Source organism: Rhodospirillales bacterium RIFCSPLOWO2_02_FULL_58_16 (assembly GCA_001830425.1).
Taxonomy (GTDB): domain Bacteria; phylum Pseudomonadota; class Alphaproteobacteria; order Rhodospirillales; family 2-02-FULL-58-16; genus 2-02-FULL-58-16.
In genome coordinates this window covers 22,052-36,071 of the sequence record MIAA01000030.1, presented here as the reverse complement: position 1 = coordinate 36,071, position 14,020 = coordinate 22,052, and the positions used below count along the sequence as shown (strand labels likewise).

Annotated in this window: 14 protein-coding genes and 1 pseudogene (1 of these 15 only partly in view); 14 read left to right on the top strand and 1 reads right to left on the bottom strand. The window is 62.4% G+C overall.

Features of this window, described 5'->3' with window-relative positions:
* The first annotated feature begins 144 nt into the window (after nucleotides 1-144).
* The 13 genes from A3H92_11710 to A3H92_11650 all read left to right on the top strand — a co-directional run bounded on the left by A3H92_11710 (nucleotide 145) and on the right by A3H92_11650 (nucleotide 12,870).
* Nucleotides 145-2,916, top strand: coding sequence for a helicase (locus tag A3H92_11710; GenBank protein ID OHC74633.1), 2,772 nt, complete (start codon nucleotides 145-147; stop codon nucleotides 2,914-2,916).
* Nucleotides 2,917-3,148: 232 nt separating this feature from the next.
* Complete coding sequence (locus tag A3H92_11705; GenBank protein ID OHC74640.1) at nucleotides 3,149-4,291, top strand: sulfite reductase subunit A; 1,143 nt, start codon at nucleotides 3,149-3,151, stop codon at nucleotides 4,289-4,291.
* 10 nt (nucleotides 4,292-4,301) lie between these two features.
* Nucleotides 4,302-4,760, top strand: coding sequence for a Crp/Fnr family transcriptional regulator (locus A3H92_11700; protein ID OHC74639.1), 459 nt, complete (start codon nucleotides 4,302-4,304; stop codon nucleotides 4,758-4,760).
* Nucleotides 4,757-5,599: a Ni/Fe hydrogenase subunit gamma gene (locus A3H92_11695; protein ID OHC74632.1), complete on the top strand. Its 843-nt coding sequence runs from the start codon at nucleotides 4,757-4,759 to the stop codon at nucleotides 5,597-5,599. Before A3H92_11700 ends, A3H92_11695 begins: the two co-directional genes overlap by 4 nt.
* A gap of 2 nt (nucleotides 5,600-5,601) precedes the next feature.
* Entirely contained in the window at nucleotides 5,602-6,372 is a 771-nt protein-coding gene (locus tag A3H92_11690; GenBank protein ID OHC74631.1) for an oxidoreductase, read from the top strand.
* Complete coding sequence (locus A3H92_11685) at nucleotides 6,365-7,663, top strand: dehydrogenase (GenBank protein ID OHC74630.1); 1,299 nt, start codon at nucleotides 6,365-6,367, stop codon at nucleotides 7,661-7,663. The genes A3H92_11690 and A3H92_11685 overlap by 8 nt, the downstream gene beginning before the upstream one ends.
* Nucleotides 7,656-8,099, top strand: coding sequence for a hypothetical protein (locus A3H92_11680; protein OHC74629.1), 444 nt, complete (start codon nucleotides 7,656-7,658; stop codon nucleotides 8,097-8,099). The genes A3H92_11685 and A3H92_11680 overlap by 8 nt, the downstream gene beginning before the upstream one ends.
* Nucleotide 8,100: 1 nt before the next feature.
* On the top strand, nucleotides 8,101-8,433 hold the full coding sequence (locus tag A3H92_11675; GenBank protein OHC74638.1) for a hydrogenase maturation nickel metallochaperone HypA: 333 nt from the start codon (nucleotides 8,101-8,103) through the stop codon (nucleotides 8,431-8,433).
* 288 nt (nucleotides 8,434-8,721) lie between these two features.
* Entirely contained in the window at nucleotides 8,722-9,408 is a 687-nt protein-coding gene (locus A3H92_11670; protein OHC74628.1) for a hydrogenase accessory protein HypB, read from the top strand.
* A gap of 45 nt (nucleotides 9,409-9,453) precedes the next feature.
* Nucleotides 9,454-10,515 carry a hydrogenase maturation protein HypF gene (locus A3H92_11665; protein ID OHC74637.1) on the top strand — a complete coding sequence of 354 codons (1,062 nt, stop codon included), beginning with the start codon at nucleotides 9,454-9,456 and terminating at the stop codon, nucleotides 10,513-10,515.
* The gene (locus A3H92_11660) at nucleotides 10,506-10,730 is read left to right on the top strand and encodes a hydrogenase assembly protein HupF (protein OHC74627.1); all 225 of its coding nucleotides are present in this window, start codon (nucleotides 10,506-10,508) and stop codon (nucleotides 10,728-10,730) included. The genes A3H92_11665 and A3H92_11660 overlap by 10 nt, the downstream gene beginning before the upstream one ends.
* The gene (locus A3H92_11655) at nucleotides 10,727-11,848 is read left to right on the top strand and encodes a hydrogenase formation protein HypD (GenBank protein ID OHC74626.1); all 1,122 of its coding nucleotides are present in this window, start codon (nucleotides 10,727-10,729) and stop codon (nucleotides 11,846-11,848) included. The genes A3H92_11660 and A3H92_11655 overlap by 4 nt, the downstream gene beginning before the upstream one ends.
* Nucleotides 11,845-12,870, top strand: a complete 1,026-nt coding sequence (locus A3H92_11650; GenBank protein ID OHC74625.1) for a hydrogenase expression/formation protein HypE — start codon at nucleotides 11,845-11,847, stop codon at nucleotides 12,868-12,870. The genes A3H92_11655 and A3H92_11650 overlap by 4 nt, the downstream gene beginning before the upstream one ends.
* A 19-nt stretch (nucleotides 12,871-12,889) precedes the next feature.
* Here the strand turns inward: A3H92_11650 and A3H92_11645 are convergent, their stop codons facing one another.
* Entirely contained in the window at nucleotides 12,890-13,132 is a 243-nt protein-coding gene (locus A3H92_11645) for a DUF1640 domain-containing protein (GenBank protein ID OHC74624.1), read from the bottom strand.
* Between the two features lie 216 nt (nucleotides 13,133-13,348).
* Here A3H92_11645 and A3H92_11640 point away from each other — a divergent pair.
* Nucleotides 13,349-14,020 (top strand): annotated as a pseudogene (locus tag A3H92_11640) (hypothetical protein); it runs 123 nt beyond the window's last position.

Below are 14,020 nucleotides of genomic sequence, written 5' to 3'. Positions count from 1 at the left end.
GCCTTTTTTCTCTCTCTATCTTCCTCTGTGTCTCAGTGCCTCTGTGGTCCATAAAACGGTGCTTCTTTCAGTCAACGCGCCGATTGAAGATCGGCATCGGCAGTAAGGGCTGGCGGGACGCCAAGGCGTGTCTATACTGCCGCCATGAGCCGGCAGACTACCGCTTCCGAGAAAAATTTCCGTCCCGCCGCGCTGGTCGCCGGGGTGCGCGGCGCGTTGTGGCTGACGGAAGACGGCGAGGTGGAAGAGTTGTCCCACGGCGCGGCGGCGCAGCGCCTGGGCAAGGGCCTGCCGGTGCTGGTTTGCCATTCCGTCGCCGTCGCCAGACGGCTCAACATTAAAAAATTCCCTGCTCTCGATTTACTGGAGTTGTTTGCCTTCGTCCGTCCGGCGCGGTTTTGCCTTCCGACGGCGCGGGGTCTGGCCCAGGCGTTGGGGCTGCCGATACCGGGAACGCCGGAAAAAGAGGCCGCCTCTCTGTTCGCCGCCGCCGAGGCGTTGCTTGATGAATTATCCGACCTTACCGACAAGGCGCGGGGCGAGGCCTTGCCCATCGCCTTCGCCATGACCCCCGTCTGGCCGTGGGGGCCGATGGTGCTGGAGGCGTTAGGGGGCGCCGCCCTTCCTCCCTCACGCACGGCGATGACCGGCCTCGCCGTATGGAATCGGCTTGAGGAGTGGAGCGAGACGGGACCGCCGCCACCCCCCGGCAACGAACCGGTAAAGCCGGAAGAAGCGCGCAAACGGCTTAAGCAACTTCTCGGCTCCGATGCGGAGGAACGCCCCCAGCAGGCCGATTACGCCGGGGCGGTTACCCACGCCTTCGCGCCCCGTGACCGCGAGGGGGAGCCGTGTCTGGTGCTGGCCGAGGCCGGCACCGGCGTCGGCAAGACGCTGGGCTATATCGCTCCGGCCGGCGTGTGGGCCGAAACCAACAAGGGCTGCGTGTGGATCAGCACATTCACCCGCAACCTTCAGCGCCAGTTGGACGGCGAGTTGGACCGGCTCTATCCGGACGCCGCCGAAAAGGCCCGTAACGTGGTCATCCGCAAAGGCCGGGAGAACTATTTCTGTCTGCTGAATTTCGAGGAAGCGGTGAACCGTTTTGCCGGCGGCGGCAACCTGATGCTTAACGGCAATGAAACGACGGCGCTGGGGCTGGTGGCGCGGTGGGTTTCGGCCGGCCGCGACGGCGACATGGCGGGAGGCGACTTCCCGGCGTGGCTGGCCGGGTTGCTGGGGCGGGAACTGACGCTGGACCTCACCGACACCAGGGGCGAATGCGTTTATTCGGCCTGTTCCCATTACCGCCGGTGTTTCGTCGAGCGCTCTATCCGTCGCGCCCGCAACGCCCGCATCGTCGTCGCTAACCACGCACTGGTGATGATCCAGGCGGCGCTGGGCGCCGGCGGGGAAGATTCTCTTCCCGTCCGCTATGTCTTTGACGAAGGTCATCATATTTTCGGCGCCGCCGACGGCGCTTTTTCGCTCCACCTCACCGGCAACGAGGCCGCCGAGTTGAGGCGCTGGATATTAGGCGCCGAGGACGGAATGCGCTCACGCTCACGCGGACTTAAGGCGCGCATCGGCGATCTGGTGGAGGGCGACGAGGCGGCAAGTTCGGCCTTGGCCGAGGCGCTGCGCGCCGCCCGCGCTCTGCCCGCTCCCGATTGGCGCCGGCGTTTGGCCGGAGGCGAGCCGCGAGGCCCGGCTGAAACCTTTCTGTTCCTGGTGCGTCAACAGGTTTATGCCCGTCATTCTGAAACTAAATCCGCCTACAGTCTTGAGACCGCGACCGCCTCGCCGGTTCCCGGAATGACCGAGGCGGCGCAGGCTCTCGAAGAGGCGCTGATCCGCATGTCCGGGCCGCTGAACGTGCTGGGCAAGGCGCTGGGCGGCATTCTCGACACAAAGGCCGCCGAGCTGGATACCGCGTCCAGGCTGCGCGTCGAGGCGGTGCGCCGGGGACTTGAGCGCCGCGCCTTGGTCTATGTCGAGGCATGGCGAGCCATGCTCGGCGCTATCGGCAAAGCCGCTCCGCCCGAATTTGTCGATTGGTTCGGCGTCGAGCGCATAGCGGGGCGCGACGTTGATATCGGCCTGCATCGCCACTGGCTGGACCCGACCATTCCCTTCGCCGAGACGGTAGCCAAGCCGGCGCAGGGCCTGCTGGTGACATCGGCGACGCTGCGCGACGGCACCGGCGACGAGGATATCGACTGGGCCTGTGCGCTGGCCCGCACCGGCGCCGCTCATCTGGCCTCGCCACCGGTTCTCAGCGTTGTGCCTTCGCCGTTTGACTATAAGGAACAGACGCGGGTGCTGGTGGTAGGCGACGTTTTGCGCACCGATCCGGCGGCGGTGTCCGCCGCCTACCGGGAGCTTTTCCTCGCCGCCGGCGGCGGGGCCTTGGGGCTGTTCACCGCCATCAACCGCCTGAAAGAAGTATACAAGCGCATTGCGCCGGCGCTGGAGGCGGCGGGGCTGGAACTGTTGAGCCAGCATGTGGACGCCATGGATACCGGCGCCCTGATCGACATCTTCCGCGCCGAGGCCGATTCGTGTCTGCTCGGCACCGACGCGGTGCGCGACGGCGTCGATGTGCCGGGCCGCTCGCTGCGTCTGATCGTCTTTGATCGCGTGCCGTGGCCCCGGCCCGATATTCTGCACAAGGCTCGCCGCGAGGCTTTCGGCAACGGACGGCGTTTCGATGAGATGCTGACCAGGCTGAAGCTCAAGCAGGCTTACGGGCGGCTGCTCAGGCGCGGCGATGATCGCGGGGTTTTCGTCATGCTGGACGGGGGACTGCCTTCAAGGATGGCCGGCGCTTTTCCGGAAGGCGTGGAAATCCGGCGCCTCGGTCTGGCCGAAGCGATAGAGGAAACCCGATCATTCCTTGATAACAGTCTGCATTGAGGAGGATAGAGAAAAAAAGCAGGAGGAACTTCGCTTAATCTTCTCTGCGCCTCTGTGCCTCTGTGATCAAAACACACAGGCCGATAATTCCCTCTTCGATGCCCTTTAACTCTCCCTTTATTAAAGAGGGGGATTGATTGTGCGGCGTTGCCGCAGCGACGGAAACTTTGGCGCCTTATTTTTTTTGCCGCTTGATCATGGATCGGATTATACTCGTCGGCGCGGCTTCCTGATGAGGTCCAAAGTGGTTAAAAACAACAACGGGGCAAATGCAACCGTGATCGCCGCCGAGGTTCTCGGAGACCTTATCAGCAATCTCAACAGGGGCGGCTATCCGGTCATCGGCCCTCGGGTCAAGGACGGCGCCGTAGTCTATGAGCCGGTAAGCGGCGCCGCCGATCTTCCCCTCGGCGTCATCGACCGCCAGCAGCCCGGCGCCTATCGCCTGAAAAAGAAGAACCGGGCCGGATTCTTCGATTTCACCCTTGGGCCGCAATCCTGGAAACGCTATCTTTTTCCGCCGTCGCAGCGGCTGTGGAAAGCTACGCTCGATAAGGACGGCTTCGTTATGGAGCCTGGGGCCGCCGTCCCCCGTCAGGCCTTTATCGGAGTCCGGGCCTGCGAACTGCGCGCCATGGAAATTCAGGACCGGGTGTTTGCCGACGGCGCTTACGCCGACCCCGCCTATCGGTCGCGCCGCGAAAAGACTTTTATCGTCGCGGTGAATTGTCGGCGGGCCGGCGCTACCTGCTTTTGCGTCTCCATGGGGGCCGGGCCGAAGGCCGAGAAGGGATACGACATCGTACTGACCGAACTTACCGACGGCGGTCGTCATGATTTTCTGGTCGAGGCCGGATCAAAACGCGGCGAACTGGTTATCGGCAAACTGTCTTCCCGCCCTGCCGCCGAGGCCGACCGCAGGGCGGCCGCCAAGGCTGTCGCCAAGGCCGCTGCGGCCATGGAACGCAAGATGCCGGGCAACGCCCGCGAGATCATGCTCGGCAATCTGGCAAGCCCGTATTGGGACAAGATCGCCGAGCGTTGCCTGTCCTGCGGCAACTGCACCATGGTTTGTCCCACCTGTTTTTGCTCCACGGTGAGCGACTTAACCAGCCTCGACGGCAGGACGGCGGAGCGTCGGCGGCGCTGGGATTCCTGCTTCACCATGGATTTCAGCTACATCCACGGCGGCAGTCTTCGCCGCAGCGGCGGCGCCCGCTTCCGCCAGTGGATGACCCACAAGCTCGCTCACTGGCGCGATCAATTCGGTACGTCGGGCTGCGTCGGTTGCGGGCGGTGCATCACTTGGTGCCCGGTCGGCATCGACATTACCGAGGAAATACGAAACTTCGGAAAGAACGGGAGGAAAACGTAATATGGTCAAGATCGAGGGTTTCGACAAGCTGATGAGAGAGCATCATTTCTTCAGGAATATGGCGAAGGAATCGTGCAGGATTCTCAGCGGCTGCGCGAAAAACGAACGCTTCGACGCCGACGCCTGCATTATTCGCGAGGGCGACCCGGCTGACAAGTTCTACCTGATCCGCGACGGCGCCGTGGCGCTGGAACTGCATATGCCGGGCAAGAACCCCATCATCCTGGAGACCCTGCACACCGGCGATATTTTCGGCTGGTCGTGGATTGTGTCCCCCTACAAGTGGTCCTATGACGCTCGCGCCGTCAAGCCCACCCGGCTGATCAGCCTGGAAGCCAAATGCCTGCGCAAAAAGATAAAGAAAAATCATACGCTGGGCTTTGACCTTTACAGTCAGTTCATCCCGGTCATGGGCAAGAGACTGAACGCGACCCGTTTGCAAATGATCGACATCTACGGCAAGTCATGAGAGAAGCCCGTCAAAACGATCCGATGACGCCGACGCCCTACCGCGTTCTCGAAAAACGCAGGGAACAGGCCGATTCCTTTACTCTTGAACTGGCGTCAATCAATGCCGGCGGCGGCCAAAACTTTCGTCCCGGCCAGTTCAATATGCTGTACGTCTTCGGCGTCGGCGAGGTTCCCATCAGCATCAGCGGCGATCCGGCAAACGCCGACAGGCTGGTTCACACCATCCGCAACGTCGGCGGAGTGACCAACGCCATGGCCGGGCTGAACAAGGGCGATGTGATCGGGGTGCGCGGCCCCTTCGGCAGCGCCTGGCCGGTCAAAGAGGCCGAGGGCGACGACGTGGTCATCATCGCCGGCGGCGTCGGCCTCGCGCCGCTCCGCCCGGCCATCCATCATGTCCTCACCGACCGCAGCAAGTACGGTCGCTTTGTAATTCTTTACGGCGCCCGCACCCCGCGTGACATCATGTTCATGCCGGAACTCATGAAATGGCGGGGGCGGTTCGATACCCAAGTCGAAGTCACCGTTGACCGCACAAGCAACGACTGGTCCGGCAATGTCGGCGCCGTCACCAAGCTCATACCGAGGGCCGATTTTGACCGTGGCCGGGCGACGGTCCTCGTCTGCGGACCGGAGATCATGATGCGGTTCGCCATTGCCGAACTTGACGGGTCGGGAGTTTCCAAAGACTCCATTTATGTTTCCATGGAGCGCAACATGAAGTGCGCCGTCGGCTTTTGCGGCCATTGTCAGTTCGGCGGATATTTTGTGTGCAGGGACGGGCCTGTCTTTCCCTACGGCAAGATCGAGGCCTTGTTAAAAATCAGGGAGTTGTGAGCATGGTCAAGAGACCCAAACTCGCGGTATGGAAGTTTTCGTCTTGTGACGGCTGCCAATTAAGCCTGATTGACTGCGAGAATGAATTGTTGAGCATCGCCGGGGCGGTGGAGATCGCCTATTTCCTCGAAGCCACTCGATCCCGGGTCAAGGGTCCGTATGACATTTCGCTGGTCGAAGGCTCGATCACCACTCCCGAGGAGCAAGTACGCATCCAGAAGGTGCGCCGTCAGTCCAAACTGCTGATCACCATCGGCGCCTGCGCCACCGCCGGCGGCATTCAGGCGCTGCGCAACTTCGCCGATGTCGAGGAATTCACCCGCGCCGTTTACGCCCATCCCGAATACATCAAGACCTTGGGTAAATCGACGCCGATAGAGGATCATGTGGCGGTCGATATGGAACTCAGGGGCTGCCCGATCAACAAGGCGCAGCTTCTCGAAGTGATCGGCTCGTTGCTGGTCGGACGGCGGCCCGACACGCCCGCTCACAGCCAATGTATCGAATGCAAGCTGGCGGGCGCGGTCTGCGTTATGGTGGCCAAGGGCGAGCCTTGCCTCGGCCCCGTCACCCAGGCCGGTTGCGGCAATGTCTGCCCGACCTGCGCTCGCGGCTGTTACGGCTGCTTCGGCCCCAAGGAGACCCCCAACGCCGCCGCGCTGGCTGAACGTTTGGGAGAACTCGGCGCCGACCGCAAACAGGTGCGCGACCTGTTCAGAAGCTATACGGCCTACGCCGAGCCTTTCCGCAAGGAGAGCGAAGCCCATGACTAAAAGTAAAAGCCGCACGATCAAGGTAGATGCTTTGGCCCGCGTCGAGGGCGAGGGGGCGTTGGACCTGCACATCAAGGACGGCGTCATAAAGAACATCAAGTTTCGCATTTTCGAGCCGCCCCGCTTCTTTGAGGCCTTCCTTCGCGGCCGCGCCTATTCCGAGGCTCCCGACATCACGGCCCGCATTTGCGGCATCTGCCCCATCGCCTACATTATGGGCGCAAGTCAGGCCATGGAAGACGCCCTCGGCGTGACGGTGAGCGGGCCGCTGCGCGACCTGCGCCGCATGATCTATTGCGGCGAGTGGATCGAAAGCCATGTGCTGCACGCCGCCATGCTGCACGCGCCCGACTTCCTGGGGTTGGATGACGCCTTGCAGATCGCCGCCGCCGACCCGGCGCTGGTTGAAAAGGCGCTTCGCCTCAAGAAACTGGGCAATACTATTCTGGAAGTGATCGGCGGGCGGGCCATTCATCCGGTAAACCTGAAGGTCGGCGGCTTCTACAAGGCGCCGGCCAAGGCGGCGGTGCGCGGTCTGGCCGGCGAACTGGAATGGGGCGTCAAAGCCTCCCGTGAACTGGTCCTGGCCTTCGGCGGCTTCGACTTTCCCGACTATAACCATGATTACACCTTCGTCTCGCTCCATCATCCTGATGAATACGCCATCCATGAAGGCGACATCATCAGCAATCGCGGGCTTGATATTCCGGTGCGCGGCTTTCTCGAACATTTCGACGAGGAGCATGTCAGGCACTCCAACGCCCTTCACGGCATGATGCGCGACGGCGCGGCTTATCTGGTCGGGCCGCTGGCCCGCTATAACAACAACTACAAGCAACTATCCTCGCTGGCGAAAAAGACGGCCAAGGCGGTCGGCCTGGGGGCCGTCTGCACCAATCCCTTTCAAAGCATTCTGGTGCGCATGATCGAGGTCATCTACGCCTGCGAGGAGGCGCTGCGCATCGCCGAAAGCTATGAGGAGCCGGATTCTTCATGCGTTGAGGTAACGCCCGGTCGCGGGGAGGGGCACGGCTGCACCGAGGCGCCGCGCGGTATTTGCTACCATCGTTACCGGCTCGGCGACGACGGGCGCATTCTGGATGCGCGCATTGTCCCGCCGACGGCCCAGAACCAGAAACAGATCGAGGCCGACCTTCGCGGCATCGTCGAGCGTAACATGAGTCTATCGGACGACAAGTTGAAATGGCGTTGTGAACAGGCGATCCGCAATTACGATCCCTGCATCTCCTGCGCTACTCATTTTCTGAAGTTGACGATCAAGCGTGACTGATAAAATTATCGGCATCGGCAATGCCTGGCGCGGCGACGACGGGGCGGGGGCGGCGGTGGCGGAGCGGTTGCGCGAAATGGGCATCGACGCCGAAGCCCAGGACGGCGACGGCGCCGAGCTGATGGAATCGTGGAAGGGCTGCGACGGCGCAATCATTATCGACGCCGCCGTTTCCGGCGCTCCGCCCGGCGTCGTGCATCGCTTTGACGCCGCTGAAAGTGAAATCCCCAAGCGCTTCTTTCGTTATTCGTCCCATCTGTTCGGGGTCGCCGAGGCGGTCGAGACGGCGCGTCTCCTGGGACGTCTCCCCAAACGGCTTATCGTTTACGGAATCGAGGGGGCGAACTTTAATCTCGGCTCGCCGATGTCGCCGGAGGTGGAAAAGGCCGTAACCGAGACGGCGGCGCTGATCAAGGGCGAACTGGATCATGCATGAGATGTCGCTTATCGAAGGCGTGTTCCGCCTCATTGAGGAACAGGCGAAGGTCGAGAACTTCCGTCGGGTAATAACGGTTCGGCTGGATGTCGGCGAGTTATCCCACGCCGAGCCGGACGCCCTGCGCTTTTGCTTTGAGGCCGCCGTCGGCGGCACGTCGGCAAAAGGCGCGGCGCTGGAGATTGTCCATGTGCCGGGACTTGCTTTATGTATGCGGTGCGACAGGCAGGTGGCGCTCAGGCGGCTGATCGACGGCTGCCCGGATTGCGGCGGCCACAGGTTACAGGTAGTCGAGGGCGCGGAATTGCGCCTGAAAGAGCTGGAGGTGGAGTGATGCCGGTGGACGTAAAAAATGACTCTGAAAAATCCTCCCCCTTGTTTAAGGGGGAGTTATCAGCCTGTGTGTTTTTACCACAGAGGCATAGAGGCGCAGAGAAGATTAAGCGAAGTTTTTTCCTGCTTTTTCTTTTTTCTCTCTATCCTCCTCTGTGTCTCTGAGCCTCTGTGTTTCATAAAACAGTGCTTGTTCCGGTCAACGCGCCGTGCGTTAGGGCATCGGCGGCCATAGGCTGCAAGTGGTGGTGGGCGCCGAATTGCGCCTGAAAGAGCTTGAGGTGGAGTGATGTGCGAAGTCTGCGGCTGCGGCGAACAAAGCCGCATTGTTCGCATCGGCCAGGATGTTCTGTCTCACAACGACAAGCACGCCGTTCGCAACAGGACGCGCTTTGCCGAGAGAGGGGTGCTGGCCCTCAACCTGATGTCCTCGCCCGGTTCCGGTAAAACCACCCTGCTGGTCCGCACCGCCGTCGAGTTGAAGCAATGCTTTCCGGTCGCCGTTATCGAGGGCGATCAGCAGACCGATCTGGACGCCGAACGTATCCGCGAGACCGGCGTTCCGGCGGTTCAGGTCAATACCGGCAAGGGCTGCCATCTGGACGCCCATATGGTCGGCCATGCCGCCGAAGACCTTGACTTGGCTCATGGCGCGGTGTTGTTCATCGAGAACGTCGGCAATCTGGTCTGCCCCGCCGCTTTCGATCTTGGCGAAGCCCGCAGGGCAGTTATCCTTTCGGTCACCGAGGGGGACGACAAGCCGCTCAAGTATCCCGGCATGTTCGCCGCCGCCGACCTGATGATCATCAGCAAGATCGACCTGCTGCCTCATGTTGATTTCGACATAAAACGGTGCGTCGGATATGCTCGGCGGATGGTTCCCGACTTGACTGCATTGCAGCTTTCGGCCAAGACCGGCGAGGGCCTGGAAGACTGGTTCGCCTGGGTTAAGGCCGAGCGGCAAGCGGTAAAGTAAGGAAACGTCTTGAATCTGTCCGCAACAAACAAATCGAATGACGGGATTGTCCGGTTGCCCCGACCGCTGCCGTCGGTGGTCGGCCTAGGGCCGTTCCTCAAGGCCACGATAACGCTGATCGAGGGGACGACGGCAACGATTTCCCGGCCCGCCGGCGACCTGGGGACGCCGGAGGCGATCTTGCGCTACCGGGAGACGGCGGAACGCCTGTTGTCCGGGGTCGAGTTACGCGCCGCCGCTCATGATCTTCATCCCGACTTTTACTCCACGCATTACGCCGAGGAACTGGACCTGCCCCTGATCGCCGTGCAGCACCACCACGCCCATATCGCCGCGCTGGCCGCCGAGCACGGCTACGAGGAGCTGATGATCGGCCTCGCCCTTGACGGTTTCGGGCTAAGCCCTGAAGGAGAGGCCTGGGGCGGCGAACTGCTGCTGGTCGAGGGGGCGGATTGTGAACGCATCGGCCACATGGCGACTCTGCCGCAACCGGGCGGCGACGCGGCGGCCCGCGAACCGTGGCGCATGGGGGCGGCGGCGCTGCATGTTCTCGGACGGGGCGACGAGATTGCCTCCCGCTTCGCCGCTTATCCGCAGGCCGGGCCGCTGGCCGTGATGTTGGACAAGGATGTTAATTGTCCGCGCACGTCAAGCTGCGGCCGCCTGTTTGACGCCGCCTGCGGCCTGCTCGGCGTTTGTCCGGTCGCCGATTTCGAGGGGCAGGCCCCGATGGAGCTGGAAGCGCTGGTTACCAAGCCGGAAGTCATGGCCGACGGCTGGAAAATCACCAACGGAGTGCTGGATATGACGCCGCTGCTGGGGGCGCTTGCCGACTGTGCGCCGGAGCGCGGCGCCGATCTGTTTCACGGCACCCTGGCGGCGGCGCTGGGCCGATGGGCGGAGCAGACCGGCGTCGATGTCGTAGGACTGTCGGGAGGCTGTTTCCTCAACAAGGTTCTGACCGGGCTGCTGGTTCCGGCCCTGGAAAGCCGGGGCATTCGCGTACTCACCCACAAGGCGTTGCCGCCGGGCGATGAGTGCATCAGCCTTGGTCAGGCCTGGGTCGCCGCCTTGACGGTTGAAAGGGACGGCAAGCCGTGTGCCTAGCCTTTCCCGTTCTGGTCACCAACCTGCTTGCGGACGGCATGGCCCGCATCGAGTTGAACGGCGCCGCCAAGGAGGTCTCGCTGGCGCTGGTGGACGGCGTAAAGGTCGGCGATTATGTGATCATGCACGCCGGTTTCGCGCTGTCCCGGCTGGACCCCGAAGAGGCGGAGCGCACCCTGGCGCTGTTCGCCGAAATGGCAGAGGCGCAGGAATGAAATACATTGAGGAATTCCGTGACGGCGACTTGGCCCGTAATCTGGCCTCGGCCATCGCCGCCGAGGCGGAGCCGGGACGTCCGTATCGTTTCATGGAGTTTTGCGGCGGTCACACCCACGCCATCGCCCGCTACGGCATCGAGGATTTATTGCCGAAGGAAGTGCGGATGATCCACGGCCCCGGCTGTCCGGTCTGCGTGCTTCCGGCGAGCGCCGTTGATAACGCCATAATGCTGGCCGGCAAGCCGGATGTAATTCTTTGCACCTACGCCGACATGATGCGGGTTCCCGGCTCCGGGCGCAAAACCCTGCTCGCCGCCAAGGCGGAAGGCGGCGACCTCCGCATGGTCTATTCGACGCTGGACGCCTTGCAGGCAGCCGTCGATAACCCGCAGCGTCAGGTTGTCTTTTTCGCCATCGGCTTTGAGACCACCACGCCGCCGACGGCTTTCGCCATCCTGGAAGCGAAACGTCGCGGACTCGATAACTTCTCGGTGTTTTGCAATCATGTCCTGACTCCGGCGGCGATGCGGGCCATTATGGACGACCCCGAAGGCCTGGCGCTGGACGGCTTTGTCGGCCCGGCCCACGTCAGCACGGTGATCGGCGTTCGCGCCTATGAACCCTTCGCCGGGGACGGCGGCAAGCCGGTGGTCATCGCCGGATTTGAACCCCTTGACGTGTTACAGGCTATATTGATGCTTATCCGTCAGGTGAATGAGGGGCGATCAGAGGTAGAGAATGAATACAGCCGCGCCGTCGGCCACGACGGCAACGCCAAGGCCCAGGAGATTATCAACGAAGTATTCGAGGTGCGCCCGGAATTTGAATGGCGGGGACTGGGGATGACGCCGAACAGCGCGCTGGCGATCCGCGCCGAATACGCCGAGTGGGACGCCGAGCGACGTTTCGCGGTGGTGACGGCGCCGGGCGTCGATCACAAAGCCTGCCAATGCGGCGCCATCCTGCGCGGACGGAAACGTCCGGCGGATTGCAGGCTGTTCGGCGCCGCCTGCACCCCGGAAAGTCCGATGGGGGCCTGCATGGTTTCCGCCGAGGGCGCCTGCGCGGCTTATTGGACCTACGGCAGATTTCGCGGCGCAAAGGACGCACTATGAAACTTGACCTGAAACACGGCAGGGTGGAGATGATCCACGGCGCGGGCGGGAGGGCGATGAATCGGCTTATCGAGGAACTGTTCGTCTCCACCTTCGACAACGATCTTTTGAACCAGCGCAACGATCAGGCCGTTTTCGTTCCGCCGCCGGGTCGCCTGGTGGTAAGCACCGACGGCTATGTGATCTCGCCGATGTTCTTTCCCGGCGGCGATATCGGCAGCCTGGCCGTTCACGGCACGATCAACGACGTCGCCATGGGCGGCGCCCGTCCGCTTTGCCTTACGGCGTCATTCATCCTTGAGGAGGGGTTGTTGCTGGCCGACCTGAAGCGGATCGCCGACAGCATGGCGGCGGCCTCCAGGGAGGCCGGCGTTCCGGTGGCTACCGGCGACACCAAGGTCGTCGAGAGGGGCAAGGGCGACGGAGTGTTTGTCACTACCGCCGGCATCGGCGTCGTCCCCGACGGAGTGAATATCTCCGGCGACCGGGCGCGTCCCGGCGATGTGGTGCTGATCAGCGGCTCGATCGGCGATCACGGCGTCGCCGTATTGTCTTTGCGCCGAGGCCTCAGCTTCGAGACCGAGATCATTTCCGACAGCGCCGCCCTGCACGGACTGGTCGCCGACATGCTGGCGGCAACGCCGGATATTCATTGCCTGCGCGATCCGACTCGCGGCGGGTTGGCGGCGACTTTGAACGAACTGGCCCGTCAGTCCAACGTCGGCATGATGCTCCGCGAGACCGCCGTTCCGGTCAAGCCGGCGGTCAGGGGGGCCTGCGAGCTGCTGGGGATCGACCCCTTGAACGTCGCCAATGAGGGCAAACTGGCGGCGATCTGCGCCCCCGGCGCCGCCGCCGCCTTGCTCGCCGCCATGCAGTCCCATCCGCTGGGCCGCGACGCGGCGATTATCGGCGAGGTGACCGAGGACGACCAAAACAACTTCGTCATCATGAAGACGGTTTTCGGGGGCAACCGCGTCATCGACTGGTTGACCGGCGAGCAACTGCCGAGGATATGTTAGCGGATGGACCGTCGGGCGCTTAGTTGAAGGCTTTGAGAAGGAGGGCGATAACGCCCCCAAAGGTAGCTCCGCCCATCCACTTGAGCACCAGCAATTCGCGCTCCAGGCGAAAGATGTCGGATTTGGTTGCAAGCTGGGTTTCCAGGGCCTCGGAGAAGGCTCCGGCTAACGCCTCAGCCTCAGCCTTGGCGTGGGAATCGGAAATGCCCGCCGCCTTCAGCCGTTCTACAAACTTCAGGGTATCGAAAGTAATTGCCGCCATGAACGACAGGGTAGCGCCGGTTGGCTCTTTGCGTCAAGATTCCTGAAAGTTTAACCCCTCCTGACCTCCCTTGGTAAGGGGAGGAACTTTTCTCCCCTCCTTACCAAGGAGGGGTCGGGGGAGGTTATTACTGAAAGTTATCCCGGCCTTTCATCCGTCGTCTTGCCGGATTAGTATGCGGGTCTGATTTTCAGCACTGCTTTGGAACAAGCGCCGATGGCGTTCTCGCCTCAGTTTCTCGATGAATTGCGCGCCCGCACCGGCCTTGCCGATGTCGTTGCCCGTCGCGTCAGGCTGATCAGGAAAGGCCGCGAACATTCGGGGCTGTGCCCCTTCCATAAGGAAAAAACGCCGTCCTTCACGGTCAACGAGGAGAAAGGTTTTTATCATTGTTTCGGCTGCGGCGCTCATGGCGGCGCCATCGACTTCGTGATGAATACGGACAGCCTGTCCTTCCCCGAGGCGGTGGAGCGGCTGGCCGCCGACGCCGGCATGGAGATTCCCGTCGATTCCCCGGAGGAGCAGGAACGCTCGCGCAAGCAGCAGACCATTTTGCAGGCGATGGAAGCCGCCGCCGTCCATTTCGAGAAAATCCTGCAAAAGCCGGAAGGCAAGGCGGCCCTCGACTACCTTGCCCGTCGCGGCATTGATGACGCCGCCATCAAGCGTTTCCGCATCGGCTTCGCCCTCGATGCCAAGGGATCGCTTAAAGGGGCGTTGGCCGGCGAGGGAGTCTCCGAGGAGATGATGGAAGCGGGAGGCTTGCTGATAAGGCCCGATGACGCAAGCCGCTCCCTTTACGACCGCTTTCGCGGGCGGGTCATGTTTCCCATTACCGACGGGCGGGGCCGCGTTATCGCCTTCGGCGGACGGATTCTCGGCGTCGGC